The organism is Cellulosilyticum sp. ST5 (assembly GCF_046529625.1).
Taxonomy (GTDB): domain Bacteria; phylum Bacillota; class Clostridia; order Lachnospirales; family Cellulosilyticaceae; genus Cellulosilyticum; species Cellulosilyticum lentocellum.
Map to the genome: position 1 here is coordinate 669585 of NZ_CP132338.1, position 21150 is coordinate 690734.

A 21150-nucleotide genomic window follows, 5' to 3' on the forward strand; every position below is an offset into this window, starting at 1 on the left:
AAGTTAGTAAATAGGTCAAATAAGTAAATAATCATATGTAAAATATGGTATAATAGAAGTAGGAAAGAAATCATAAAATAGTAGTGTTGCATTGAGATGATGTTAGGGCATCCATAAAGAAAAGAGATGATAATCATGAGAGAAGAAATGAACCGTACAGCAGAGAGGAAGCAAGTCATTTTAGAGATGATGAAAAATCCTAATTATGTACCCATGAAGATTAAAGAAATAATAATGGTGCTCCAAATTCCACCTTCAGACAGACCAGAATTAGAAGAAATTATAGGCGAACTTATTGCAGAAGGTAAAATCATTCGTACCAAACGTGGCAAATTTGCCGTACCACAGACGTATAATCTAGTAGCAGGAACCTTCCAAGGACATCCAAAGGGGTTTGGTTTTCTTATTCTAGATGAAGAAGAAAAGGATATCTTTATTCCAGCTTCAGGTGTTAATGGTGCCATGCATAAAGATAGAGTTATGTGCCGTATCACAAGACCAGCTACAGCTGAGAAACGTGCAGAAGCAGAAGTTATTGAAATCTTAACACGTGGACCAGAAAGTCTGGTAGGTACTTATGAGGAAAGTCAAAACTTTGGTTTTGTAGTACCAGATGATCAAAAATATACAAGAGATATCTTCATCCCTAAAAAGTTTTCTAAAGGTGCAGTAACAGGCCATAAAGTACTTGTTAAAATTACAGATTGGGCAGAGGAACGTCGTAATCCAGAGGGGCAAGTTATTTCTATTTTAGGACATATCAATGATCCTGGTGTAGATATTTTATCTATTATTTATCAGTATGACTTACCAAGAGAATTCCCAGAGGATGTGATGAAGGAAATTGAAAACATTCCTTCTGAAGTAGCCGATAAGGACAAAAAGGGCCGAACTGATTTAAGAGCTATTCAAATGGTAACCATTGATGGTGAAGATGCCAAAGACTTAGATGATGCTATTTCTATTGAAAAACTAGAAAATGGCAACTATCGTTTAGGCGTACACATTGCAGATGTTACCCATTATGTAAAAGAACATTCACCACTAGATAAAGAAGCTTATGAAAGAGGAACGAGTATTTATCTAGTAGACCGTGTTATTCCAATGATTCCTCATAAGCTGAGTAATGGTATTTGCTCTTTAAATGCCCATGTAGACAGGCTAGCTTTAACTTGTATGATGGTGATTGACAAGAATGGAAACGTCCAAAGCCATGAAATTATGGAGACACTTATTAACATTGACGAACGCATGACTTATACGAATGTGAAAAAGATCCTTCTAGATGAAGATGAAGATGTAAAAGAACGCTATAAAGACCTTATTCCAATGTTTAAGACCATGGAAGAATTAGCTGATGTTTTACGTAAGAAACGTATGAAACGTGGTGCTATTGATTTTGACTTCCCTGAGACTAAAGTGATTTTAGATAAAGAGGGTGTCCCTCTTGAAATGAAGCCATATGATCGTAATGTAGCCACACGTATTATCGAAGAATTTATGCTTGTATGTAATGAAACCATTGCAGAAGATTATTTCTGGCAAGAAAAACCTTTTGTTTATCGTAGCCATGAAGATCCAGACCCAGAAAAGATTTTAGCCCTTACAGAATTCATCAATAACTTTGGTTATCAGATAAAAGGCAACACGACTAAGATTCATCCAAAGGATATGCAAAAGGTATTGGCAGAGATTGAAGGTAAACCAGAAGAAAGTATTATTAGTCACTTGCTCCTTCGTTCTATGAAGCAGGCACGTTATACAGCAGAATGCAACGGTCACTTTGGTTTAGCAGCTAAGTATTACTGCCACTTTACTTCACCTATTCGTCGTTACCCAGACCTTCAAATTCATCGTATTATTAAATACAACCTTCATAATGAATTAAAAGGTAAGAAAGAAGCAAAATTATTAGAACGTATGCCAGAGGTTTCTAAGCAATGTTCTCTTCGTGAAAGAAGAGCAGATGAAGCAGAACGTGAAACAATCAAACTCAAGAAAGTCGAATACATGGAGCAGTTCATCGGCAAGATGTTCGAAGGTGCTATTACAGGGACTACTTCTTGGGGATGCTACGTGGAACTTCCTAATACGGTAGAAGGTTTAGTTCATGTGACAGAAATGGCAGATGACTACTATATCTTTGATGAAGAAGGACATCGCTGGATTGGTGAACACAGTAAACAAATTTATCGCCTAGGTGATAAAGTACATGTACAAGTCATTAAAACAGATTTAATGACACGTACCATTGACTTTAGATTTGTAAGTGAAGAAGAGTTTTACAAAGACCAAGGCAGTCTTGTAATCCTTAAAGATGAAGCAGACAATGAATAAAGAGTAAAAAGTAAAAAGGCCTAGATGAGGCATATAGTCTCATCTAGGCCTTTTATGACTTCCAAGATTAGTTTGTGGATTTGATAAAAAAGTTGTAGTATAATGACATATCATAAGAGAATGAATACATGAGAAAATAGACAGCGATAGTAAGCTATTGAATTTATAGGGGGATTAAAGTGAAAGTCATTAAAAAAATAGCGATGCTTCTCATTATAGGAAGCTTATTTGTCATGACCATGGGGATTTTATGGCGTCCACATCAAAAGCCTATCGAAGTAGGACAGGTAGAAGCAGCCATAGGGATTCCTTATCAAATAGAAAATATTCCAGAGTCTAATAAAAGACCAGGGGTGAAAAGGCGCATTAAATCAATTGTAGTGCATAATACAGCTAATCTTAATAGTACAGCGCAAAATGAAAGGGACTACTTGGTGAACCCTACAAATACTTCAAGTACTTCCTTTCATATGGTAGTGGATGAGAATGAAATTGTAGAAGCAGTACCAGTTACTGAAGTCGCTTTTCATGCAGGTAGCAGTAAAGATAATAAGGAAGGCATCGGTATTGAAATTTGTGAATCTGGTAATTATGAAGTAGCAGAAGAAAATGCCGTACAGATGATTGCTTATTTAATGAAAAACTATGATATTCCACTTAGTCAGGTAAAAACCCACCAAGATTGTAGTGGAAAGGAATGTCCGAGGCTTATCTTAAATCATTGGGGACACTTTCTAGAAAGAGTGGAGGAGGCATATCAAACTTTAATGGAAAATGAAAAGTAAGTAGGCTCATAAAAGTATGTTTAGGAATAGACAAACTTAGCTGCGAAGAGGTGGTTTTTAAAAGCTCTATTAAAGGATGAAGTCTTCTTTGAATGATGAATGAGATATTAGCAGGAGTTGATTAACATAAGAAAGAACTAAGTTTACAATAACTTGGTTCTTTTTTTTTGCCAAAATTTAACTCGTTAAGAAATAATCAAAAAAAGTAATTTTTAGTTGATAATAATTATTCTTAGTGGTATATTAATTATAAATCCTCGTATAATAAATAAATGAGGCTAACATTTTGAAAAAACCATTGGAGGTATCACAATGAAGGTAATTGTTATAGGATGTACACATGCAGGAACCGCAGCTATTGTTAACATTAAAAAAGAACATAAAGATGCAGAAGTAACCGTTTATGAAAGAAACAATAATATTTCCTTTTTATCTTGTGGTATTGCCTTAAATGTAGGTGGTGTTGTACCTACTACAGAAAGTCTATTTTATAATTCACCAGAAGGCTTAGCGACTCTCGGTGTGGTTACAAAGATGGAACATGATGTCACACATATTGACTTTGAAAATAAAAAAATAGAAGTAAAAGATCTTAATACAAATGAAGTAACAACAGATCACTATGATAAATTAGTACTTACTATTGGTTCATGGCCAATCATTCCACCGCTTGAAGGAATAGACCTTGGTAATATCGAGCTTTGCAAAAACTATAACCATGCACAAGTGATTATAGAAAAAGCAAAATCAGCTAAAAAGGTAGTTGTTATTGGTGCAGGCTACATTGGAGTAGAATTAGCCGAAGCCTTTGAAATGAAAGGAAAAGATGTTACTTTAATCGATGCAGAAACACGTATTATGAGTAAATATCTAGATGAGCCTTTTACAACAGTAGCAGAAAAAGCTTTTGAAGAAAAAGGTGTTAAACTTGCTTTAGACCAAATGGTAGAACGCTTTGAAGGTGAAAATGGTCATGTAACGAAGGTTATTACTGATAAAGATAGTTTTGAAGCAGATTTAGTAGTGCTTTGCATTGGTTTCAAACCTAATACAACCCTTGTAAAAGACGGATTAGATACATTACCTAATGGTGCTATCTTAATCAATGAATATATGGAGACAAGCCGTAAAGATGTATTTGCAGCTGGAGATTGCTGCGTGGTACGTTTTAACCCAGCAGGAGAAGCACGTTATATTCCACTTGCAACTAATGCTGTAAGAATGGGTACTTTAGTAGCTAAAAACTTAGTGAAACCAACGCTTAAATACATGGGTACACAAGGTACTTCAGGTATTAAGATCTATGGCTATGACATTGCTTCTACAGGTATGACAGAAGAAGTAGCTAAAGCAACAACTTCTAAAGAAGTAGCAAGTGTTATGGTAGAAGATGTTTACCGCCCAGGCTTTATGCCAACTAACGAAAAAGTAATGCTTAAATTAGTTTATGATGCAAGCTCAAGAGTGGTTTTAGGTGGTCAAATTTTATCTAAGTATGATTTAACAGAAATGATGAATACCCTTTCTGTAGTCATCCAAAATAAAATGACAGTAGAAGAATTAGCAATGACTGATTTCTTCTTCCAACCACATTTTAATAAACCTTGGGGCTTATTAAATCAAGCAGCATTAGAAACATTGTAAAAATGATAAATTTACCATATAATGGGTAAATGGGGAAACTTACAAGGTATGTGTGTAAGATTCCTGGAGAAAATAATACCGAGATAAGATTTAAAGGAGTGGGACAATGAGCGATATTATTTGTTTATGTAAAAATATTTCTGAGGAAACAATTGTAGAGGCTATCAAAAAAGGAGCTGATACTGTAGATGCTGTTAAAGAAGCTACAGGAGCTACAACAGGTTTTTGCCACGGTGGACGTTGCAAAGCGAAAATCGAAGCCTTAATCGAAGCTAACAAATAGTTTTCTAATAAACAAACCAACGCTTAGAGGAAGTTTGAATGACAACTTAAGTGACAGGTAAAGGAGAACAATCTATGAGCAAACAAGTTTGTTTATGTAAGCATGTTTCAGAGGAAAGTATCCAAAGAGCACTTGATCATGGAACAACAACCCTAGAGGGTGTTAAAGCTGCTACAGGTGCAGGCGCAGGTGCTTGCAAAGGACAACGTTGTAAAGGTCAGATTCATAGGATGTTAAAAGACAAAGAATAGCCAACCGAACACTAAGCATTTGTTTGAAGCAGAGGGTATTGCGAGATGGCAATGCCCTCTTTATTGTCTTAAGGCCACCTCATTAGTCCGAAAAGCTACCTACTTTCAGCTACTGTCTCGCTTTACTAAGAAGTTCTAAACTCAGCTCCAAGGTAGCCTTCAGTAGATAGCTTTTCTCCCTAATGAGGCTACTTAACGAAAAAAAGTGAATTGCTAGTTAATGACTAACAGCTTAAAAAACTGCTTAACGACAACGAGAACAATAATAATGAAAAAGCATGACATATGAGAGTGATGAGGCTAAAGAAGCCTTCATAATATAATAGAGAGAGAAATAAATAGGTATCATACTATTAAAGATAAATGGAATAGAAGGGAGGATGGAAATGAACGAAGAAGAAATTAAAGATCGACTAACTAAAACTTGTGTTTGTAGACAAGTGACAAGAGCTAAAATTAAAGCAGCTATTATGGATGGTGCAGATACAATGGAGAAGGTCAAAGCTAAGACAGGAGCTATGAGTGGTTCTTGTCATGGTAGAAAGTGTAAAGGTAGCATTGAAGATTTATTAGCTAGATATAAAGAAGAAGGTAGTTTTTAAACCTCACCTCTGGTTGAGGTAAGCACGTAGAAAAGTAAGCTAAATAGTGTGTTATTAAAAGCACCGTGTCAAAATAGAGCGTTGAATCATTCTATTTTTACGCGGTGCCTTTGATTAAGTTAATTAAGCTTGTGGATTTTTTCTGGTTAAATAGCCCATATTATATAAGAACATAAAGACAGCCATACCACAGATGATGACATAACCAAGGCTACTATATAGATCCGGTATTTGGCCAAAGAGGATAAAGCCTAGAATAGCAGCGAAGATAACTTGTGAGTAGTCATATACAGAGATTTCTTTAGCAGGAGCGTAGCAATAAGCTGCTGTAATAGCAAATTGACCACCAGTAGCAGCAAGGCCTGCAAGGAGTAAATACCCAATTTGAAGTAAAGACATTTCATGATATTGAAAGATTAGAAATGGTAAGGTCACTAAGCAAGAAAAGGTGGAGAAGAAAAAGACGATAAAGGGCCCTTTTTCTCCTCTTTGTCCTAATGCCCTAACGGCTGTATAAGCTGCTCCAGCACCAATGCCTCCTAATAAGCCAATCAAAGAGGGCACTAAGTCTAGATTACTAAAGGACGGTTTAATGATAAATAAACTTCCTATAAAAGCGCCAATGACAGCTAGTGACTGTACCCAATTCACCTTTTCCTTAAGGAAGAGATAGCTAAAGATAATCACAAAGAAAGGTGACATCTTATTGAGCATAGAAGCATCAGAAAGCAGAAGATGATCCACCGCATAGAAATTACATAAGATGCCTACGGTGCCACAAGTAGCACGTAATAAAAGAAGCGTGAAATTTTCTTTTTTAAAAGAAAAGCCGATTTTGCTTCGCTTTAAAATAAAGGCAGCTGCTAGGAGCGCCACAAAGTTTCTAAAAAAGCTTTTTTGAATAGAAGGTAAATCTCCGGAGAGCCTTACAAAGGTATTCATTAGTGCAAAGCAAAAGGCAGCTAGTAGAATATAAAGTATGCCTTTGTATTTTTTGTTCATAATAAGTTCCTCGAATCTGTCTATAATCTATGATGGTGATTGAATAGTGCCACCTCTATATAAGGATAGCCCTTTAAGGAGCGTGTTGCAAGTCCTTGAAGGCTGCAATTAATAAGTAGCCTTGCATTTTTTACAAATTATGTTATAATGTATAAGCACACGAGATGAAGAAAGGAGCACACCATGGCTAAGGATAGAACTAGCTTTAAAGTCATAGCTAACAATAAGAAAGCATACCATGACTATTTTATAGATGAAGTCTATGAAGCAGGTATTGCACTTGCTGGAACAGAAGTAAAATCCATTCGTCAAGGAGGATGCTCTGTTAAAGAAAGCTTTATTAAGATCAAAAATGGGGAAGCATTTATTTTCAATATGCATGTTAACCCTTACGATCACGGGAACATCTTTAATAAAGACCCACTGCGTACCCGTAAGCTTTTACTTCATAAAAGAGAAATTAATAAACTCATTGGTGAAACCACTCAAAAGGGAATGACGATTGTACCACTACGTGTATACATCAAAGGTAGCCTGGTAAAAGTGGAAATGGGGCTTGCACGAGGTAAAAAGCTTCATGATAAACGTCAAGATATCGTGAAGAAGGATACACAACGTGCTAGCGAAAGAGAATTTAAAATTAAAAACCTCTAAATTTTGGTAACTTTAGCAGAAATTACTTCTAGTAAGTAAACGTAAGCTATAGTATAATAACATTCTAACTGCTAGTGTAGTCGATCTAGCCGTTATAAACCTTGGTCACCTTATTAGAAGTAGGAGCATGTCTTTACAGCGTAAAAGGCACTTACTTCAGCAAGACACTGTTCTTGTTATAATAAGGGGGTGCACTGGTTTCGACGGGGGTCACATCTACTGGGGCAGCCATCCGTAGAACGCCGGAGTCTACGTTAAAAGCTGGCACTTAAAGTAAACGCTGAAGATAATTTAGCAATCGCTGCCTAATTAAGGCGCAGTCCTCCTAAGTCCTCCGCAGCTTAGATCAGGGCTTCGACTCGCGGATCCTTCACCTGGCAAAGCTTTGAGCCAACGTGAACATTATGAAGCTACTAAAATCTAGAGCCTGTCTTTGGGCGCTAGATGGAGGGAATGTCAAAACAAAGAATATGATGGTAGAGACCACGCTATATGGGCTTTCGGACAGGAGTTCGATTCTCCTCACCTCCATGCATGGTAGGCACAATAGAATGAATTTCTATATAGCCTTCATAAACGGATATTTTATTTATAAAAGTCTGGATGATAGTTTTAACTTCATCTGGGCTTTTTTTACGCAATCCTTTTCTACTTTCAAAAAAAGCTACAATGTTCTCTTTATCTATCGATTTGTAATTTGCGAGTTTTAATTCAAGATCAGCTATTTTTGCTTCATACATGGCTTTTTGTTTCTCTAAATCATCCATTTTATCTTTCATGCTTATATGAAACATACCTGATGCTATAGCATTTACAATATTATCAATTTGACCTTGTATTTGCTTTAATTTTGCCTTATGTGCAGTGATAGTTTGAGGTACACCATGTTTAAGAGTTTTATTATACTCTAAGATATTATCTGCCAATGAGTCTATATTTACATAGCTAAAGAAATCTTCCTCTAAATAATCTATAACCAAGTCTTCAACTAGTTTTGTAGAAATACTTTTAGCAGTACATCCTTGTTTATTACGTCTATTAGAACAGTCATATGTTACATATTTATTCTTGTTTCTACCACAATATCTTTTATTCCCTTTCATGGAGGATTCACATAAGCCACATTTTATTTTTCCACTAAGTAGATACATTTCTGTCGCCTTTTTTGCCAACCTATCTGATTGACTACATGTATCCATTTTTTTGTTTATAGCAATAAATATATCCTTACTCACTATGGCAGGCATTCCATTTTCAATACGTATTACTTCGTTCTCATTTTTATTATAAACACTTCTTTTGCCACGTATTTTTTGACCAGTTTTATTAAATACATATACCCCACAATATTTTTCATTTCTAAGAATGGAGTTTAAACTAGTTTTGCTAAAAGGTCTGCCTAATTTCGATTTTCTATTACTTTCCTCTAATACTTTTATTATTTCAGAATAAGATTTTTGCCTATATGCCATATCAAATATAATTCTTACGGTTTCAGCTTCATATTCATTTATGATATATGTCTTATCAGTAGCAACATCATATCCAAGCGGGGCTATACCTCCTGTATGTTTGCACTGATACGCTGTCTCTTTCATACCTTTCATGACTTCGCGAGACAAATTAGCTGAATAATATTCAGCCATTCCTTCTAAAACAGATTCAAGAATAATAGATTCAGGGCTATCATCAAGATTTTCAAGCACAGATATAAGCCTAACCTTATTTTTCTTAAGTTCTCTTTTATAAAAAGCACTGTCATAGCGATCACGACTAAAACGGTCTAGTTTATGAACTACTACTATGTCAAATAGTCCGTTAGAGCTATCTTTAATCATTGTTTGAAACTGTGGTCTATCATCTGTAGTTGCAGATTTGGCTTCATCTGTGTATATTTTTACAACCTTATAATTATTTTTATCACAATAATCATTTATAGCTCTTATTTGAGCTTCTATAGATTCTTCGCGCTGATTATCGCTTGAATATCTAGCGTATACAGCAACTTTTTTTATAAGTGCCATTCAAAATTCACTCCTTTATTGATATTGAGGAGTGTATAAGATATACTAAACTTGTAGTTGTGTATGTATATATCTCATACACTCAATAGGGATTAAGTGCTACCAACACTTAGTCCCATTTTATATTATGGGGTTGAATAGTTTCTGTAAGTTTCAATAAATCCTCTATCAGCTTTTGATAATTCATGTTCATATACACATAAATTATCATTTTCCCAAAAACCTATCACATCAAGCAACCTACAAGCAAAATAATTTGCTTCATTTTCATTTCTATTGGATCTAATACCAATAGATGTAAAGTGTGCATGTTCATGAGGATGCAAGATTGCATGAGCAATTTCATGAGCCAATACAATTAGTTTATGATAATAAGATAGCGAGTGATTTAGAATAATCACACCATATCTTTTTTCATAGAAATAGTATCCACCACCGCTTCCAATATCTACCTCATGTATTATAATATGATTGTCTTTAGCAATCTGAAAAAGGCTAGTGATACTCCCATTTCTTGTAAGCTTATCTATAGTCCTGTCTATAAATTCTTTACTCAATATAATCCCCCTAGCTATATTTTATCTGTATTTTTTAGGAGTAAAACGTTCTTTGTTTTTTATTTTAACCATCTCTAGAGCACCTTGGATTGCAACTCTATAGAGTTCTCTGTCTTCTGAAGGGACTTCCCCACCATAAGCTAGAGCTTCTCCGTTTTCTAAGTTTTGCATTATTTTTTCAAGAGATTTAGCAATGTCTTTTTCATCTCGTGCATTTAATTTTAATATTTTATCTTCTCTTTGAGTTAGTTTATCAAGTGATACATGAAAGTAGTCAGCTACTTTCTGGAGTTTATCAATACTTGGAGAACTCTTATCCCAGTTTCTTATTGTCCCTTTTCCAAAGTCTAAATCACGTTCCAGTGAAGTCATTGTAATACCTTTTTGCTCACATAATTCTTTTATGCTATCTAGAATTGACATGTTATTTACCTCTCTTCAATATAAAAAGTTAGTAAATTTTCTTCCAAACATATTGACACTAAGTAAATAATCGTCTATACTTTAGTTACCAGCACAAATACGACAAAAAAATACTTAGTATAATAGTAAATTGCAATCAAAATACAACCGTTGCCCGACGAGTGTTTAATTTTTATGCAATCACAGGAGAAAATATTCTTCTGATTTGAATTATACAATGTATATTTTATCCTGTCAATATATATAGGAGATTTTTTTCTTCTTGTGTGCTAGAAGGAGGTGAAAATTATATGTTTGAAAAAATAAAAACCCTATGTAATAAAAATGGTATCTCGGTTACTCAATTAGAAAAAGAACTATCACTTGGAAAAGGAACAATTTGTAACTGGAAAAGCGGTAATCCTGGTGTAGATAAGTTGCAGAAAGTAGCTGAGTTCTTTAGGGTTAATATTCAGTATTTAATTGACTCAGAGAATATGCTTTCTAATGATGCATTAGACTTTGCTGTAGAATATGACAGACTAACAGAAAAGCAAAAAGAACTTGTAAAAGTATACATATCAATCATTTAGGGAGGAAAAATCATGGAAAAAGTTGATATAAGTAAATTATCTTTAGATAATCAAGCTTTTATACTAACAGGAATGACATTTGAACAATTGTGTGACTATGTTGCTAAGTATGTAACAAATGATAATTCAGATTCGGAAGGAGAAACAGCATGAGCAACCAAATGAGTAGTGCATTAGCACAAGGAGACATGACTCCGGTAATTTTAAAAGGTAATACAGAATTTATGGGAATTGAAATTCCAGTAATTGAAGGTGGATTTGGACAAGATGAAAAGGTGGTTTTAGCCAAGACAGTAGCTGAAATTCACAATATCGAATTAAAGGAAGTAAACAAGCTTATTAAAAATAATACAGATGAATTTGAAGCAGGCATTGACATTATGGACTTGAAATACAATGAAGAATTCGCGGTGATTGCAAAGAACAGCGGAATATATACTCAAAATGCTCTTAATGCTTCACAAAACATTTACCTTTTATCAGAACAAGGCTATATGGCATTGGTTGGACTCATGAAAACTGATAAAGCTAAGGAACTACGCAAAAAATTTAGACGTGAGTATTTTGCAATGAGACAAGCTGTCAAACAAAAACCTATGTGCATAGAGGATATATTAATAGCACAGTTACAGGATATGAAAGCAGTAAAAGAGCAGCTTATGCAGGTTAATAATACAGCAATAGAAGCAAAGCAAGAAGTACAGGCTATTAGAGATACTCTCATACTTGATTCAGCAGCATGGCGAGTCGAAACAACTAATTTAATCAATAAGATAGCACAAAAACTAGGTGGAAATGAGAATATCCAAGTAATTAGAAAAGAAAGCTATGAGCTACTAGATAGTAGAGCTAAAGCAAAACTAAACATTAGGCAAACTAATATGAGAAGAAAAGTATTAGAGGAAACTGGTAGTACTAGCAAGGCTAATAAGATTAGCAAGCTTGATGTTATAGCAAGCGAAGCTAGATTAAGAGAGATTTACATAGCAATAGTAAAAGAAATGTCAATTAAATACGGAGTAGCATAGGAGGACAAGCTAATGAATAAAAAAGCAAAGGAATTAAAGCAACAAAAAAGAGAAGCTATTACATCTACTTTACAAGCTAAGATTAGGGCCAATAGAGAAAAGGTACATGAATGCTTAAGAGTAGGAGATAGTGCAGGAGCAAGCCATTACAGTTCTTTAAATACTCAGTTAAGGGGGATGCTAAAATGAAAAACTTTCTTAAAGAACTATTAGCAGCTAGTGCACTAATAGTAGCATTTACACTCGTTTTATTTCCACCACAGCTATCTTCTGACGAAGTGAAAATTATACTAGGTTTACCATCTGTAATAATTTTAAGCTTCTATGGAGGAGTGTATATTACTAAACGTGAACGTTACAAAAGAGAATTTGAAAAGAAAAAGGCCCTACGTAGCGGCAACTACAGTAAGGCGTATAGAAAATAAAATTTCAAGATGATATTAACACGAAAGGAGTGAATATGCAATATGTCAGATGCGATTAACAGGGCATATTACTCTATTATACCAGCAAATGTTAGATATGATAGTGATCTTACCGCTAATGCTAAGCTGCTCTACGGAGAAATAACAGCACTTTGCAATGACAAGGGATATTGTTGGGCGAGCAATGAGTATTTTTCTAAACTTTATGGTGTTAGTAAAAAATCTATATCAACATGGATTAGCCAATTAGTCAAAAAGAATTATATAAGTTTAGAAATTACATATAAAGAGGGTAGTAAAGAAATTCTCTATAGGTATTTACGAATTCTTCCACACCCTATGGAAGAAAAGGTTAATACCCCTATGGAAGAAAAGGTTAAAGAGAATAATACAGATATTAATAATACAGATATTAATAATATTGTACTGATTATTGAGTATTTGAATAGTATTTGTGGAACTAATTATAAACCAACTAGCAAGACTACAAGGAGGTTGATTGTAGCTAGATTAAAAGAGCATTATACCGTTGATGATTTTAAAAAAGTAATATTTACAATGTCTAGTAAATGGAAAGGAACACAGTTTGAACAGTATTTAAGACCATCAACCTTGTTCAATGAAGATAAATTCGAAGGGTATCTAAATCAATACAAGAATATTGGTAAATCTGAAAGTGGCCCATCAAGTAGCAAAATCGAAAAATTTAATAGCATGGCTTCTCATGATTGGGACTTTGATGAATTAGAAAAATTACAACTAGAAAGGAAATCAAAACTAGTTAAAGAAAGAGAGGGTCATTAAGTGAGTAATCCACACAAAGCAACGGATGATCTTATGAAATGGGCAGAGGAAATTGCAAATAAAGCTAATTGTAGTAGCACTAGAGTATTGGCTTTATTCTGCATAGAGAATAATAAACCAGGTAGAACGGAAGAAAGTTCAAAAGTAGTAGTAGCCAATAATCTAATGAACGGAGTGAAGTGCAAATGAAGATTAAAACTATAGTTACAGGTTGTAACAGAAAACAAGCAAAAAGTATTGCATTAGAACAAGAAGCCAAGGTAAGGAGAGAAGAAACTAAAAATAAAATAGCTAATAAACTACTAAATGATACTAAAGAACAACTTATAGCTAAATCTAAAGAACTTACAGAAGCAGTAGACAAGAATATTGAACTAGCATATGAGGTAGCAGAGCTTACCCAAACAAACGAAAGTTTGGACAAGGAAATTGCTAGCCTAAAAAATAAACTTAAGCTCAGAGAACTTACTATAAGTTGTCGAGAGGAAGAAATAGATAAGCTTAAATTAAACAATAACACTTTACAACAGGCACTTAAAGAAGCAGATAAGGATATAGCATTAGCAAACAGGCCATTATGGAAGAAGGTGCTTGGAAAATGTTAAGTGAAATCTATGCATTAGATAAAAATAATGTGGATATTAAAAAGCTTACACAGGTTTGCGATAAGATTAGAAAACTTAAAAGTATGCCAAGCGGTGTTACAGAGATAGTATGGCAGTTTCAAAGAGATAAAGTAGCTACAAGCTATTGTAGGGACAGGTTGTATTGGTTGGCATATCAATTAGAGAAAAATGGAATTTCAGTAGGTTGGAAGAAGCTATAATGCAAGTTTGGAAAGCTTATGTAGGAAATAGCAAGCTAGGTGGAAAACCTGTAACAGCAGAAGTAGTACATAAAAGCTTTAGTAAAAGCAGAATAAAGGCTTGTGAGATAGAGGATATATTTCACTATTTAGGCACTATTAAGTGCAATGGTAATTGCGAGGAACATCTTAAGAGTTACCTAAGAAGTGAAATTGGAAGTGAAGAAGTAGCCTTTAAAGAGGTTACGGATGAATTTGGCGAGAGCCAGTTAAGGTTGTGGTGAGAATGAAATCAAAGCAACAACTTAAAGATGAATCTATAGAGAGATTCAAAATTACAGTAGAAGCAACTAGAAAAGATATACGGTTATTAGATGAAAAGATTAATGAGCTTAATGAACTGCAAATCAATGAAGCTACAGCAGAAGTAATAAATGTACTTGAAGGCATAAGAAGAGATCTTTGCTATGGGAAAGATAATGTTAAAAGGATAAGGAGGGTTCTAAATGCCAAAACCTAAGATTTATATGGCAGTTACAGTAGATAGTTTAGAATTACCTCTTTTTGTAGGAACAAGTAGAGAGGTTGCAGCTTGGGCAGGTATAACATGTAGAGCTTTATATTCGAACATAAATCAAGGAATGAGTGGAAAATACAAAGGGAGGAAATTTATAGCTATAGAGGAGGAATAGCATGTATGGGAATAAGCCAATAGAAATAGTTCAGTTAGATTATTATACAGGTGAATATGTTGGAGAATATGCGAGCGTATGTGAAGCAGCAAAAGATAATAATGTTGCAGCTCATAGTATAAGAACATCAATTCAAAAGAATATAAGAATGAGAAGCTGCAAGTTATTTTTCTTGAAAAAGGTAGATTACAATCCCAAAATGGATTTTTCTCAAAAAATCAAACTAATAAATTGCTATGAAAAATTATTATCTGCATTAGATGATGAATATGAGATTATCGAAGAGTTAAATAATCAATTTATAGTAAAAACAAAAGACGGAAAATTGCTTAAATATCCTAAAAATATGTTTAGTTCAGGCATGAACTATGGTGCATAAGATAGATAACTTGATTGTTCAAAGGATTGGTTTAACAAAGTTGATTTTTATTAAGGAGATGAAAGTGTGGGGAAAAAAGAAAGATGCCAGTTAATTAACCAACTATTAGAAGTGATCTCTAAGCAAGATAGAGGTTTTTTTGAAACAAAAGGAAATTTAGCTGAATTTGAAATCAGAAACAATAGAGTATATTTCATTGATGATTATACAAGAAAAGCTATATGTGCTTACAGTGAACTTAATAGAAGACATTGGGGATTTTCACATGGTGGCACTCTATGGGCACTTGTAAATGATTTTAGGGAATGGATAGTAACAGGTAAATATAGTGATGGTAATAATGGTTATGGTGGCTTATATGCTACTTGTTGGGGCGTAAGCATTACAACAAAAGATAACATAATTGAAAAGGCAAAAGAAATAGGTTACTTGCCACAAGATGCAATTAGCTATAAAGAGTTTTGCAAAAGGCTAGTAGAAAAAGGGTGTGAATGGCAGCTAGGATATAGCAAAGATGAAATCAAGAAAGAATTAGGAATAGCATAAAACAAAGTTGATTTTTATTAAGGAGGAATAGATAATGCCAAATTGGTGTGAGGGAACATTAAAAGTAAGAGGTAGTAAAGAAGATATTATCAATTTTCTAAAGAATGGTATTAAACCTATGGGACACTTTTCAGATTCAGAAGAAGCCGAGATTAAAGAAGAAGAGTATTTCATGATTGTAAAAACTGGCAAGAGTGGATTTTATCTTAACGACTCAAGGAGAGGGTTTATAGAAGAAGATGAAATATGGTTTGATTATGAGCAAGATGTATTGGCTCTTGAGTATAAGCAAGCATGGGGAATAGAAGCTCATGAACTTGCAAGCATATCTGAAAAATACAATGTAGATTTTAAGATTTATGGATATGAGAGAGGTATGGAATTTAATCAAGATATTGAAATACACAAAGGTACAATCATAAAAAATGAAGAAGTAAAGTTTAAAGATTACACATGGGAATGTACCAATCCCAATATTGGTGGTTAAAACAAAGTGTTGTTGTTTAAGGAGTGAGAATATGGCAGTACCAAAGTGCAAGGAATGTAAACACATGTATGGACCTAAATGCCCTAATCGAACATATAGGAGATGCGAGCATCCAACGGTTACATGTAAACACATAAGAGGAAATGAGCACAAGACAAGTCCTAAGTGGTGCCCACTCAGAGATATATAAAAGTGTTTTTCTATTAAGGGAGGAATAATCGTGAGTTATTGTCAAGAGCAGTACATATCGGCACTTGTGAAAGAGAATAAGACATTAAAAGAGCAGCTTAATGAAGCTAAAAGTAACGGATCAGGTAGTATTCAAGTTAAAGTTGAAGTAGATACAACGGAACTGGATGAAGCAATGAATAAGCTACACGAGCTTAACGGTATTTTGCAACACATAGACGGACTTACTGGAAGAATAAAAAGAGATTTAACAGATATAAACAGGTATGGAAATGGTGGCAGATTAACAAGTAGTGGAGACAACCCAAGGCCACCAAGAGATTAAATTAAACAAATAGTTTTTGTGAAGGTGAGGTTACATGAAAGCATGGGTAAAAATTTTAAATGAGATGTTTAATGAGGTTGATTATCCATTTGAAACACTAATTAATAAACATCCAGAGAGAACTAAAAGAGATATGATTAAAGTTTTCACAGATGATAAGTTAACGGTTAGTGACATAGTAGGGTATCTTCCACACAAAGATGTGGTAGGAAAGACTTTCAATAGCTTTGAAGAATTATTTGACTTAGATATAAGTGGATTTGAACATAAGGTATTAATCGGTAATTCAAGACAAAAAGAGCAGATAGGGATTGAAGATATATTAGGTTTTAAGCCTAAGGTAATAAAATAACTTTTTGTAAAGGGTGATAGTGTGGACTTAGTAGAGCTAATAGCAGAGCTAGAAGATTGTTTGCAGCTATATGGAAATAGAAATGTATATGTTAGAGATCACTTCGGGCAATACGATTTAGTAACAGAAATTATAGAGATAAGTCGCAAAGATGAAGAAAATACAGTAATAGCAATTATTAATTAATCTCTTTGAAAGGGTGAAAGCATGGCAGATATAAGTACAGTAACAATATGGATAATTGATGGAGACACAGAACTTAAAGAGGGAGACGCCGTAGAAGTAGAAACAACAAGTGGGGAAATAGTAAAAGGCGAAGTTTACATTTTATACGACGATAGCATTCACATTGAAAGCGTTCAGCTTGGTGATAGCGTAATAATTAACAAAGACAATATCAAATCAATAATATGTACAAATTAATCTTTGTAAAGGGTGGTAGGAATGGTATTAGAATTTATAATTCGTGAAGTAAAAGAAAGAACCAAACTTGATAGAGAACTATTAAGCAAGTTTGGAAGTGACAATGAATTTATAGTTGTTGGTGAAGTTAATATGCCTGGATATGGTGACTGCTATAGAGTGCAGTACATAGGAGAAGGACTAAGGCTTATAGGCGGTGTTGACATATCAACTCAATCTTATACGTGTTTGAAAAGTGATTTAGAAGAAGTAGGATCATGTTTTGACACTGCATCACTGGATATACCAAAAGAATATTTAACGCTTGATATTGTAGATGATATTTTAAGGCTTAATAGGGATGAAGATTAAAATTGACTTTTGTTTAGATAAAAAGAATAGGAGGAAAAGAGGTCGTGGCCACATAAATCCTTAAGGAACCTCCTAAATAAAAATGAAAACAGAATTATTTAATGATAACTTTCAAAACTATAAAAGATATGGGATACCTAAAGCGCAGTTGGTAATAGCAGACGTTCCGTACAACATAGGAACTAATTTTTATGGTTCAAACCCAATGTGGTATGTAGGTGGAGATAATAAAAATGGTGAAAGTAAACTTGCAAAGAAGGCAGCATTCAATAGTGATTTCAACTTTAACTTATATGAGTACTTTCACTTCTGTTCAAAGCTTCTAAAGAAAGAAGATGATAAGCCAGGGAACAGAGGAAGAAGCAGTGATTCACCTTGCATGATCGTATTTTGTTCATTCGAACAACTTAACACATTAATACTTGCAGCAGATAAGCATGGATTTAAGCATTACATACCGCTAGTATTCATTAAGAATTATAGTCCTCAAGTATTAAAAGCAAATATGAGGGTTGTAGGTGCAACAGAATATGCATTGCTATTTTATAGAGATAGGTTGCCTAAGTTTAGAAACGGACTACAAGTAGACGAAAACGGAAAGAACATCAGAGGAACAGGGCACATGGTATTTAATTGGTTTGAGTGGGGTAAAGATGGTAAGGATATACCTAAAATTCATCCAGCACAGAAGCCGGTAAACGTACTAAAGAAACTGATTGAGACATTTACAGATCCAGGAGACGTTGTAATTGACCCATGTTGTGGAAGCGCATCAACATTAAGGGCATGTATGGAACTTGGCAGAAGTAGTTATGGATTTGAAATATCAAAGGACTTTTACAGAAGAGCTAAAGAGGAAATGCTAGTAACAGAAGATAGTAAATTTCAACAGATGAAGCTTTAACAAAAACAAAATGAATTTTTAGTACATTGACAATCGAATATTGGTTAGTGGTATAATCTCATAAAAGGGGATGATATAGTGAAAATAGAGTACAATTTATCTGTTAGTGAAAAGGCTGAAATTAACCATTTACAAGAACTTATTGCAGTTCAAGAAAAGAATTATATGAGTGTCCTTAATAAGTTTTCTAGCCAAGAAGAAGTAGAAAAAATCAAGTTACAGATATTTAATGATGCTGCTATTCAAAGATGCAAAAATAGAATTGCTGAAATACTTCAAATGTCAACCAATCTTGTTGTTACGGTTGTTGCTGAAAATGAAAAAGAAGTTCTAAAAAGTATTGCCACTAACCAATAACGGTTGGTGGCTTTTTGTTTGAGAAAATAAGAATTTGTTAGGGGGAAAGAAGATGAAGATGCCAAAAAATAAAGCAGAATTTGAATGGCTTATGCTTTGGGCATTTAGTTGTGGAATGACAAGAGGATATGGAGTAGAGCATACGAGAAGAACAGAAGAGGAAGAGGAAGCAATTAAAGAATTTGCAGAAGAAAAAGGATTCACTAGAAAATCTTTAAAAGTGGATTAAGGTTAAACAAATCCAAAATTGAAAGAGGTGCGAGAATGAGAGCAGATATAAAAATGCCATTCAAGACAGAAACAGCAATCATAGGCGTAGACTTTGGAGATGAGCAAGGAGATAAAAGTGCTGTTTCTATGATGTGTGGAAATTGTAACACAGTAATACAAAGCGAAGTTACTACGAATATGGATGAAGTAGAACTGAAAATCATAAAAAGGTGTCCTAATTGTAGGAGAGAGTTTAAATATATTGATGGGGCCATTTCACATCCAGCGTATAGACCAGTAATGAAGTAACTTAATAAAATCAGAGTTCGTTTAGGAAGGTGATTGAAGTATGCAATTTGAGTTGGAAGAATTATTGAATAGCGTAAAAGATATGGCGAGCGAGAAACTTGAAAATTTAATTATTTACATGAGTTTCAGCCCATATAAATACTTAGCGTATAAAGTGGTAGTTGAGGATTTGTGGGATGTGCCTATTATAAAGATACGACACATTGTTTATTGGAGTAAGCCAAGTGAAATACCAGATGGTTATGTATTAACAGACATATCAGAAGAAATATATTAGCTTAATAAAATATAAGTTTGGGGTGGTTAGAGTGAAAAAATGTATCAGATGCGGTGAAGAAGTTAAAGACGAAAGATTTAATGAAGAATTCGGTATGTGTTTAGATTGCTGTGAAGAGATGCACGAAGCATTAGAATCAATAGAGGAATATGAATCTGAGGAATAACAAATCTGATTTTGGGTAGGTGGAAACAATGGGTAAGAAGAAAAAAGTATTAATGTACCCGATCACATGTAATAAATGTGGGAAACCGGCTATAGAAAATAAAGAAAAAAGTAATGAGAACTGGAAAGTATTAGACATGAAGTGTGAATGTGGTGGAGCAATGAGGATAGATTTTACAAAGCCATATTATGAATAAAATTACATAGGGTGCTGGCTTAGTCTGGCACCTTCTTAGGAGGAACATCATGGAAAAGTATGTTAAGTGTGACAAAATACTTTGCGTATACAATCAGGCTGATACATGCATTAAGAGCGACATTGAATTGATCAGCGGTAAATGTTTGGACTATGAGCAAGGAGAAAACACAGGAGCGATTATAGATATATGTGAGGAAGAAAGTAAACAATCAAAATGTAATACTTGCATAAATAAAGATGATGGACTTAGTGGAGAATGCTATGACTGCATTAAAGGAATAAGAGACTACTATGTTATGTTATAGCAAAACAAATTCGACTTTGAAACAAAGGATGTGAGATATATGAGATGTGAATATGAAGAAATTTGCTACATAGAAGGACAGAAATGTTTGGAATTAGTACCAAAATGTAAACAAATAGAACTTAAATGCTTTAATAACTATGATGTAGAACTAGAGTTAACATTAAATAAGATTTACTACACAGAAAGCATAGACGAGCAGCTTATAGTTGTAAAAAATGATATAGGACAGTATGAAAAGTACTCTCGTACTAGGTTTGAGGTAATGAAAAATGAAAGGTAAAGAAAAAGAAATATTTAGAGATTGCTATAACATACTTGAAAGCGAGTGTGGCATAGAAGAATTTAAAAAGCAATCTACAGTAATAGCAGCTAAGTACGATGAAGTTAAAGATAAGATGCTTTGCATAGAGTTACTTGGGGTTATAGCAGATCATATTGGTAGAAGAGACAGGGTTATAGAATGATATATTTTTTACAATAAA

41 protein-coding genes and 1 other RNA gene are annotated in these 21150 nt (G+C 34.0%); 38 read left to right on the forward strand and 4 right to left on the reverse strand.

The features are described 5' to 3' along the window. Positions 1 to 135 precede the first annotated feature (135 nt). From rnr to QTL86_RS03255, 6 genes are all read left to right on the forward strand, one after another. Entirely contained in the window at positions 136 to 2337 is a 2202-nt protein-coding gene (gene rnr, locus QTL86_RS03230; protein ID WP_410496455.1) for a ribonuclease R, read from the forward strand. A 179-nt stretch (positions 2338 to 2516) separates the two neighbouring features. Then, positions 2517 to 3122, forward strand: a complete 606-nt coding sequence (locus tag QTL86_RS03235; protein ID WP_410496456.1) for an N-acetylmuramoyl-L-alanine amidase family protein — start codon at positions 2517 to 2519, stop codon at positions 3120 to 3122. 312 nt (positions 3123 to 3434) lie between these two features. After that, entirely contained in the window at positions 3435 to 4766 is a 1332-nt protein-coding gene (locus tag QTL86_RS03240) for an FAD-dependent oxidoreductase (RefSeq protein ID WP_410496457.1), read from the forward strand. 106 nt (positions 4767 to 4872) lie between these two features. Further along, complete coding sequence (locus tag QTL86_RS03245) at positions 4873 to 5049, forward strand: (2Fe-2S)-binding protein (RefSeq protein ID WP_013657803.1); 177 nt, start codon at positions 4873 to 4875, stop codon at positions 5047 to 5049. Positions 5050 to 5123: 74 nt separating this feature from the next. After that, positions 5124 to 5300: a (2Fe-2S)-binding protein gene (locus tag QTL86_RS03250; RefSeq protein ID WP_013657802.1), complete on the forward strand. Its 177-nt coding sequence runs from the start codon at positions 5124 to 5126 to the stop codon at positions 5298 to 5300. A 386-nt stretch (positions 5301 to 5686) separates the two neighbouring features. Next, positions 5687 to 5902 carry a (2Fe-2S)-binding protein gene (locus tag QTL86_RS03255; RefSeq protein WP_013657801.1) on the forward strand — a complete coding sequence of 72 codons (216 nt, stop codon included), beginning with the start codon at positions 5687 to 5689 and terminating at the stop codon, positions 5900 to 5902. Between the two features lie 123 nt (positions 5903 to 6025). Here the strand turns inward: QTL86_RS03255 and QTL86_RS03260 are convergent, their stop codons facing one another. Further along, positions 6026 to 6904 carry a DMT family transporter gene (locus QTL86_RS03260; RefSeq protein WP_410496458.1) on the reverse strand — a complete coding sequence of 293 codons (879 nt, stop codon included), beginning with the start codon at positions 6902 to 6904 and terminating at the stop codon, positions 6026 to 6028. Between the two features lie 183 nt (positions 6905 to 7087). Between QTL86_RS03260 and smpB the strand changes: the two genes are divergently transcribed. Continuing rightward, the gene (gene smpB, locus QTL86_RS03265) at positions 7088 to 7558 is read left to right on the forward strand and encodes an SsrA-binding protein SmpB (RefSeq protein ID WP_013657799.1); all 471 of its coding nucleotides are present in this window, start codon (positions 7088 to 7090) and stop codon (positions 7556 to 7558) included. A gap of 185 nt (positions 7559 to 7743) precedes the next feature. Then, positions 7744 to 8092: a transfer-messenger RNA gene (gene ssrA / locus QTL86_RS03270) on the forward strand. Here ssrA and QTL86_RS03275 read toward each other — a convergent pair. From QTL86_RS03275 to QTL86_RS03285, 3 genes are all read right to left on the reverse strand, one after another. Then, positions 8047 to 9582, reverse strand: a complete 1536-nt coding sequence (locus QTL86_RS03275; RefSeq protein ID WP_410496459.1) for a recombinase family protein — start codon at positions 9580 to 9582, stop codon at positions 8047 to 8049. The genes ssrA and QTL86_RS03275 overlap by 46 nt on opposite strands. Positions 9583 to 9707: 125 nt before the next feature. Beyond that, entirely contained in the window at positions 9708 to 10139 is a 432-nt protein-coding gene (locus tag QTL86_RS03280) for an ImmA/IrrE family metallo-endopeptidase (protein WP_410496460.1), read from the reverse strand. A gap of 21 nt (positions 10140 to 10160) precedes the next feature. Further along, positions 10161 to 10562: a helix-turn-helix domain-containing protein gene (locus tag QTL86_RS03285; RefSeq protein ID WP_410496461.1), complete on the reverse strand. Its 402-nt coding sequence runs from the start codon at positions 10560 to 10562 to the stop codon at positions 10161 to 10163. Positions 10563 to 10852: 290 nt separating this feature from the next. Between QTL86_RS03285 and QTL86_RS03290 the strand changes: the two genes are divergently transcribed. The 30 genes from QTL86_RS03290 (at position 10853) to QTL86_RS03435 (ending at position 21132) form a co-directional block, all read left to right on the forward strand. Continuing rightward, complete coding sequence (locus QTL86_RS03290) at positions 10853 to 11134, forward strand: helix-turn-helix domain-containing protein (RefSeq protein WP_410496463.1); 282 nt, start codon at positions 10853 to 10855, stop codon at positions 11132 to 11134. A 12-nt stretch (positions 11135 to 11146) separates the two neighbouring features. Beyond that, entirely contained in the window at positions 11147 to 11287 is a 141-nt protein-coding gene (locus QTL86_RS03295; protein ID WP_410496464.1) for a hypothetical protein, read from the forward strand. Further along, positions 11284 to 12162 carry an ORF6N domain-containing protein gene (locus QTL86_RS03300; protein ID WP_410496465.1) on the forward strand — a complete coding sequence of 293 codons (879 nt, stop codon included), beginning with the start codon at positions 11284 to 11286 and terminating at the stop codon, positions 12160 to 12162. The genes QTL86_RS03295 and QTL86_RS03300 overlap by 4 nt, the downstream gene beginning before the upstream one ends. 12 nt (positions 12163 to 12174) lie before the next feature. Next, complete coding sequence (locus tag QTL86_RS03305; protein WP_410496466.1) at positions 12175 to 12351, forward strand: hypothetical protein; 177 nt, start codon at positions 12175 to 12177, stop codon at positions 12349 to 12351. Then, complete coding sequence (locus tag QTL86_RS03310) at positions 12348 to 12587, forward strand: hypothetical protein (RefSeq protein WP_410496467.1); 240 nt, start codon at positions 12348 to 12350, stop codon at positions 12585 to 12587. The genes QTL86_RS03305 and QTL86_RS03310 overlap by 4 nt, the downstream gene beginning before the upstream one ends. Positions 12588 to 12629: 42 nt before the next feature. Next, positions 12630 to 13391 carry a conserved phage C-terminal domain-containing protein gene (locus QTL86_RS03315; protein ID WP_410496468.1) on the forward strand — a complete coding sequence of 254 codons (762 nt, stop codon included), beginning with the start codon at positions 12630 to 12632 and terminating at the stop codon, positions 13389 to 13391. Then, positions 13392 to 13580: a hypothetical protein gene (locus QTL86_RS03320; RefSeq protein ID WP_410496470.1), complete on the forward strand. Its 189-nt coding sequence runs from the start codon at positions 13392 to 13394 to the stop codon at positions 13578 to 13580. Next, entirely contained in the window at positions 13577 to 13996 is a 420-nt protein-coding gene (locus QTL86_RS03325) for a hypothetical protein (protein ID WP_410496471.1), read from the forward strand. Before QTL86_RS03320 ends, QTL86_RS03325 begins: the two co-directional genes overlap by 4 nt. Next, positions 13969 to 14217, forward strand: a complete 249-nt coding sequence (locus QTL86_RS03330) for a hypothetical protein (protein ID WP_410495174.1) — start codon at positions 13969 to 13971, stop codon at positions 14215 to 14217. The genes QTL86_RS03325 and QTL86_RS03330 overlap by 28 nt, the downstream gene beginning before the upstream one ends. Beyond that, positions 14217 to 14480: a hypothetical protein gene (locus QTL86_RS03335; protein WP_410495173.1), complete on the forward strand. Its 264-nt coding sequence runs from the start codon at positions 14217 to 14219 to the stop codon at positions 14478 to 14480. Before QTL86_RS03330 ends, QTL86_RS03335 begins: the two co-directional genes overlap by 1 nt. Positions 14481 to 14482: 2 nt before the next feature. Continuing rightward, positions 14483 to 14716: a hypothetical protein gene (locus QTL86_RS03340; protein ID WP_410495171.1), complete on the forward strand. Its 234-nt coding sequence runs from the start codon at positions 14483 to 14485 to the stop codon at positions 14714 to 14716. Continuing rightward, positions 14703 to 14888 carry a hypothetical protein gene (locus QTL86_RS03345; protein ID WP_410495170.1) on the forward strand — a complete coding sequence of 62 codons (186 nt, stop codon included), beginning with the start codon at positions 14703 to 14705 and terminating at the stop codon, positions 14886 to 14888. Before QTL86_RS03340 ends, QTL86_RS03345 begins: the two co-directional genes overlap by 14 nt. A 1-nt stretch (position 14889) precedes the next feature. Beyond that, positions 14890 to 15267 (forward strand): hypothetical protein, encoded by a 378-nt coding sequence (locus tag QTL86_RS03350; protein ID WP_410495169.1) that lies wholly within the window; start codon positions 14890 to 14892, stop codon positions 15265 to 15267. Positions 15268 to 15333: 66 nt separating this feature from the next. Then, positions 15334 to 15813: a hypothetical protein gene (locus tag QTL86_RS03355; RefSeq protein WP_410495798.1), complete on the forward strand. Its 480-nt coding sequence runs from the start codon at positions 15334 to 15336 to the stop codon at positions 15811 to 15813. A 34-nt stretch (positions 15814 to 15847) separates the two neighbouring features. Then, the gene (locus QTL86_RS03360) at positions 15848 to 16300 is read left to right on the forward strand and encodes a hypothetical protein (protein WP_013655983.1); all 453 of its coding nucleotides are present in this window, start codon (positions 15848 to 15850) and stop codon (positions 16298 to 16300) included. A gap of 220 nt (positions 16301 to 16520) precedes the next feature. Continuing rightward, positions 16521 to 16814, forward strand: a complete 294-nt coding sequence (locus tag QTL86_RS03365; RefSeq protein ID WP_410495047.1) for a hypothetical protein — start codon at positions 16521 to 16523, stop codon at positions 16812 to 16814. A 34-nt stretch (positions 16815 to 16848) separates the two neighbouring features. Beyond that, positions 16849 to 17166, forward strand: a complete 318-nt coding sequence (locus tag QTL86_RS03370; protein ID WP_410496472.1) for a hypothetical protein — start codon at positions 16849 to 16851, stop codon at positions 17164 to 17166. A gap of 21 nt (positions 17167 to 17187) precedes the next feature. Then, positions 17188 to 17352, forward strand: a complete 165-nt coding sequence (locus QTL86_RS03375) for a hypothetical protein (protein WP_410495045.1) — start codon at positions 17188 to 17190, stop codon at positions 17350 to 17352. Positions 17353 to 17373: 21 nt separating this feature from the next. Then, the gene (locus QTL86_RS03380; protein WP_410495044.1) at positions 17374 to 17589 is read left to right on the forward strand and encodes a hypothetical protein; all 216 of its coding nucleotides are present in this window, start codon (positions 17374 to 17376) and stop codon (positions 17587 to 17589) included. A gap of 21 nt (positions 17590 to 17610) precedes the next feature. After that, complete coding sequence (locus QTL86_RS03385) at positions 17611 to 17940, forward strand: hypothetical protein (RefSeq protein WP_410496473.1); 330 nt, start codon at positions 17611 to 17613, stop codon at positions 17938 to 17940. An 82-nt stretch (positions 17941 to 18022) separates the two neighbouring features. After that, a complete protein-coding gene (locus QTL86_RS03390; RefSeq protein ID WP_410495042.1) occupies positions 18023 to 18844 on the forward strand; it encodes a DNA-methyltransferase in 822 nt (273 codons plus the stop codon). Positions 18845 to 18922: 78 nt separating this feature from the next. Then, on the forward strand, positions 18923 to 19201 hold the full coding sequence (locus tag QTL86_RS03395; RefSeq protein WP_410495041.1) for a hypothetical protein: 279 nt from the start codon (positions 18923 to 18925) through the stop codon (positions 19199 to 19201). A gap of 52 nt (positions 19202 to 19253) precedes the next feature. Then, complete coding sequence (locus QTL86_RS03400) at positions 19254 to 19430, forward strand: hypothetical protein (RefSeq protein WP_410495040.1); 177 nt, start codon at positions 19254 to 19256, stop codon at positions 19428 to 19430. Positions 19431 to 19465: 35 nt separating this feature from the next. Further along, the gene (locus QTL86_RS03405) at positions 19466 to 19720 is read left to right on the forward strand and encodes a hypothetical protein (RefSeq protein ID WP_410496474.1); all 255 of its coding nucleotides are present in this window, start codon (positions 19466 to 19468) and stop codon (positions 19718 to 19720) included. 40 nt (positions 19721 to 19760) lie between these two features. Next, on the forward strand, positions 19761 to 19997 hold the full coding sequence (locus QTL86_RS03410) for a hypothetical protein (protein ID WP_410495803.1): 237 nt from the start codon (positions 19761 to 19763) through the stop codon (positions 19995 to 19997). A 31-nt stretch (positions 19998 to 20028) separates the two neighbouring features. Next, the gene (locus QTL86_RS03415) at positions 20029 to 20163 is read left to right on the forward strand and encodes a hypothetical protein (protein WP_410495804.1); all 135 of its coding nucleotides are present in this window, start codon (positions 20029 to 20031) and stop codon (positions 20161 to 20163) included. Between the two features lie 28 nt (positions 20164 to 20191). Further along, positions 20192 to 20359, forward strand: a complete 168-nt coding sequence (locus tag QTL86_RS03420; RefSeq protein WP_410496475.1) for a hypothetical protein — start codon at positions 20192 to 20194, stop codon at positions 20357 to 20359. 49 nt (positions 20360 to 20408) lie between these two features. Beyond that, on the forward strand, positions 20409 to 20666 hold the full coding sequence (locus QTL86_RS03425; protein ID WP_410496476.1) for a hypothetical protein: 258 nt from the start codon (positions 20409 to 20411) through the stop codon (positions 20664 to 20666). Positions 20667 to 20705: 39 nt separating this feature from the next. Further along, a complete protein-coding gene (locus tag QTL86_RS03430) occupies positions 20706 to 20948 on the forward strand; it encodes a hypothetical protein (protein WP_410495153.1) in 243 nt (80 codons plus the stop codon). Continuing rightward, entirely contained in the window at positions 20938 to 21132 is a 195-nt protein-coding gene (locus tag QTL86_RS03435; protein WP_410496477.1) for a hypothetical protein, read from the forward strand. The genes QTL86_RS03430 and QTL86_RS03435 overlap by 11 nt, the downstream gene beginning before the upstream one ends. Positions 21133 to 21150 lie beyond the last annotated feature (18 nt).

Excerpts from the sequence above, each read along its gene's own strand:
- rnr (WP_410496455.1), top strand. The coding sequence starts at position 136 with ATGAGAGAAGAAATGAACCGTACAGCAGAGAGGAAGCAAGTCATTTTA.
- QTL86_RS03240 (WP_410496457.1), top strand. The coding sequence starts at position 3,435 with ATGAAGGTAATTGTTATAGGATGTACACATGCAGGAACCGCAGCTATT.
- QTL86_RS03245 (WP_013657803.1), top strand. The coding sequence starts at position 4,873 with ATGAGCGATATTATTTGTTTATGTAAAAATATTTCTGAGGAAACAATT.
- QTL86_RS03250 (WP_013657802.1), top strand. The coding sequence starts at position 5,124 with ATGAGCAAACAAGTTTGTTTATGTAAGCATGTTTCAGAGGAAAGTATC.
- QTL86_RS03255 (WP_013657801.1), top strand. The coding sequence starts at position 5,687 with ATGAACGAAGAAGAAATTAAAGATCGACTAACTAAAACTTGTGTTTGT.
- QTL86_RS03260 (WP_410496458.1), bottom strand. The coding sequence starts at position 6,904 with ATGAACAAAAAATACAAAGGCATACTTTATATTCTACTAGCTGCCTTT.
- smpB (WP_013657799.1), top strand. The coding sequence starts at position 7,088 with ATGGCTAAGGATAGAACTAGCTTTAAAGTCATAGCTAACAATAAGAAA.
- QTL86_RS03275 (WP_410496459.1), bottom strand. The coding sequence starts at position 9,582 with ATGGCACTTATAAAAAAAGTTGCTGTATACGCTAGATATTCAAGCGAT.
- QTL86_RS03285 (WP_410496461.1), bottom strand. The coding sequence starts at position 10,562 with ATGTCAATTCTAGATAGCATAAAAGAATTATGTGAGCAAAAAGGTATT.
- QTL86_RS03290 (WP_410496463.1), top strand. The coding sequence starts at position 10,853 with ATGTTTGAAAAAATAAAAACCCTATGTAATAAAAATGGTATCTCGGTT.
- QTL86_RS03295 (WP_410496464.1), top strand. The coding sequence starts at position 11,147 with ATGGAAAAAGTTGATATAAGTAAATTATCTTTAGATAATCAAGCTTTT.
- QTL86_RS03300 (WP_410496465.1), top strand. The coding sequence starts at position 11,284 with ATGAGCAACCAAATGAGTAGTGCATTAGCACAAGGAGACATGACTCCG.
- QTL86_RS03305 (WP_410496466.1), top strand. The coding sequence starts at position 12,175 with ATGAATAAAAAAGCAAAGGAATTAAAGCAACAAAAAAGAGAAGCTATT.
- QTL86_RS03310 (WP_410496467.1), top strand. The coding sequence starts at position 12,348 with ATGAAAAACTTTCTTAAAGAACTATTAGCAGCTAGTGCACTAATAGTA.
- QTL86_RS03315 (WP_410496468.1), top strand. The coding sequence starts at position 12,630 with ATGTCAGATGCGATTAACAGGGCATATTACTCTATTATACCAGCAAAT.
- QTL86_RS03325 (WP_410496471.1), top strand. The coding sequence starts at position 13,577 with ATGAAGATTAAAACTATAGTTACAGGTTGTAACAGAAAACAAGCAAAA.
- QTL86_RS03330 (WP_410495174.1), top strand. The coding sequence starts at position 13,969 with ATGGAAGAAGGTGCTTGGAAAATGTTAAGTGAAATCTATGCATTAGAT.
- QTL86_RS03335 (WP_410495173.1), top strand. The coding sequence starts at position 14,217 with ATGCAAGTTTGGAAAGCTTATGTAGGAAATAGCAAGCTAGGTGGAAAA.
- QTL86_RS03340 (WP_410495171.1), top strand. The coding sequence starts at position 14,483 with ATGAAATCAAAGCAACAACTTAAAGATGAATCTATAGAGAGATTCAAA.
- QTL86_RS03345 (WP_410495170.1), top strand. The coding sequence starts at position 14,703 with ATGCCAAAACCTAAGATTTATATGGCAGTTACAGTAGATAGTTTAGAA.
- QTL86_RS03350 (WP_410495169.1), top strand. The coding sequence starts at position 14,890 with ATGTATGGGAATAAGCCAATAGAAATAGTTCAGTTAGATTATTATACA.
- QTL86_RS03360 (WP_013655983.1), top strand. The coding sequence starts at position 15,848 with ATGCCAAATTGGTGTGAGGGAACATTAAAAGTAAGAGGTAGTAAAGAA.
- QTL86_RS03370 (WP_410496472.1), top strand. The coding sequence starts at position 16,849 with ATGAAAGCATGGGTAAAAATTTTAAATGAGATGTTTAATGAGGTTGAT.
- QTL86_RS03380 (WP_410495044.1), top strand. The coding sequence starts at position 17,374 with ATGGCAGATATAAGTACAGTAACAATATGGATAATTGATGGAGACACA.
- QTL86_RS03385 (WP_410496473.1), top strand. The coding sequence starts at position 17,611 with ATGGTATTAGAATTTATAATTCGTGAAGTAAAAGAAAGAACCAAACTT.
- QTL86_RS03390 (WP_410495042.1), top strand. The coding sequence starts at position 18,023 with ATGAAAACAGAATTATTTAATGATAACTTTCAAAACTATAAAAGATAT.
- QTL86_RS03400 (WP_410495040.1), top strand. The coding sequence starts at position 19,254 with ATGAAGATGCCAAAAAATAAAGCAGAATTTGAATGGCTTATGCTTTGG.
- QTL86_RS03405 (WP_410496474.1), top strand. The coding sequence starts at position 19,466 with ATGAGAGCAGATATAAAAATGCCATTCAAGACAGAAACAGCAATCATA.
- QTL86_RS03410 (WP_410495803.1), top strand. The coding sequence starts at position 19,761 with ATGCAATTTGAGTTGGAAGAATTATTGAATAGCGTAAAAGATATGGCG.
- QTL86_RS03420 (WP_410496475.1), top strand. The coding sequence starts at position 20,192 with ATGGGTAAGAAGAAAAAAGTATTAATGTACCCGATCACATGTAATAAA.
- QTL86_RS03425 (WP_410496476.1), top strand. The coding sequence starts at position 20,409 with ATGGAAAAGTATGTTAAGTGTGACAAAATACTTTGCGTATACAATCAG.
- QTL86_RS03430 (WP_410495153.1), top strand. The coding sequence starts at position 20,706 with ATGAGATGTGAATATGAAGAAATTTGCTACATAGAAGGACAGAAATGT.
- QTL86_RS03435 (WP_410496477.1), top strand. The coding sequence starts at position 20,938 with ATGAAAGGTAAAGAAAAAGAAATATTTAGAGATTGCTATAACATACTT.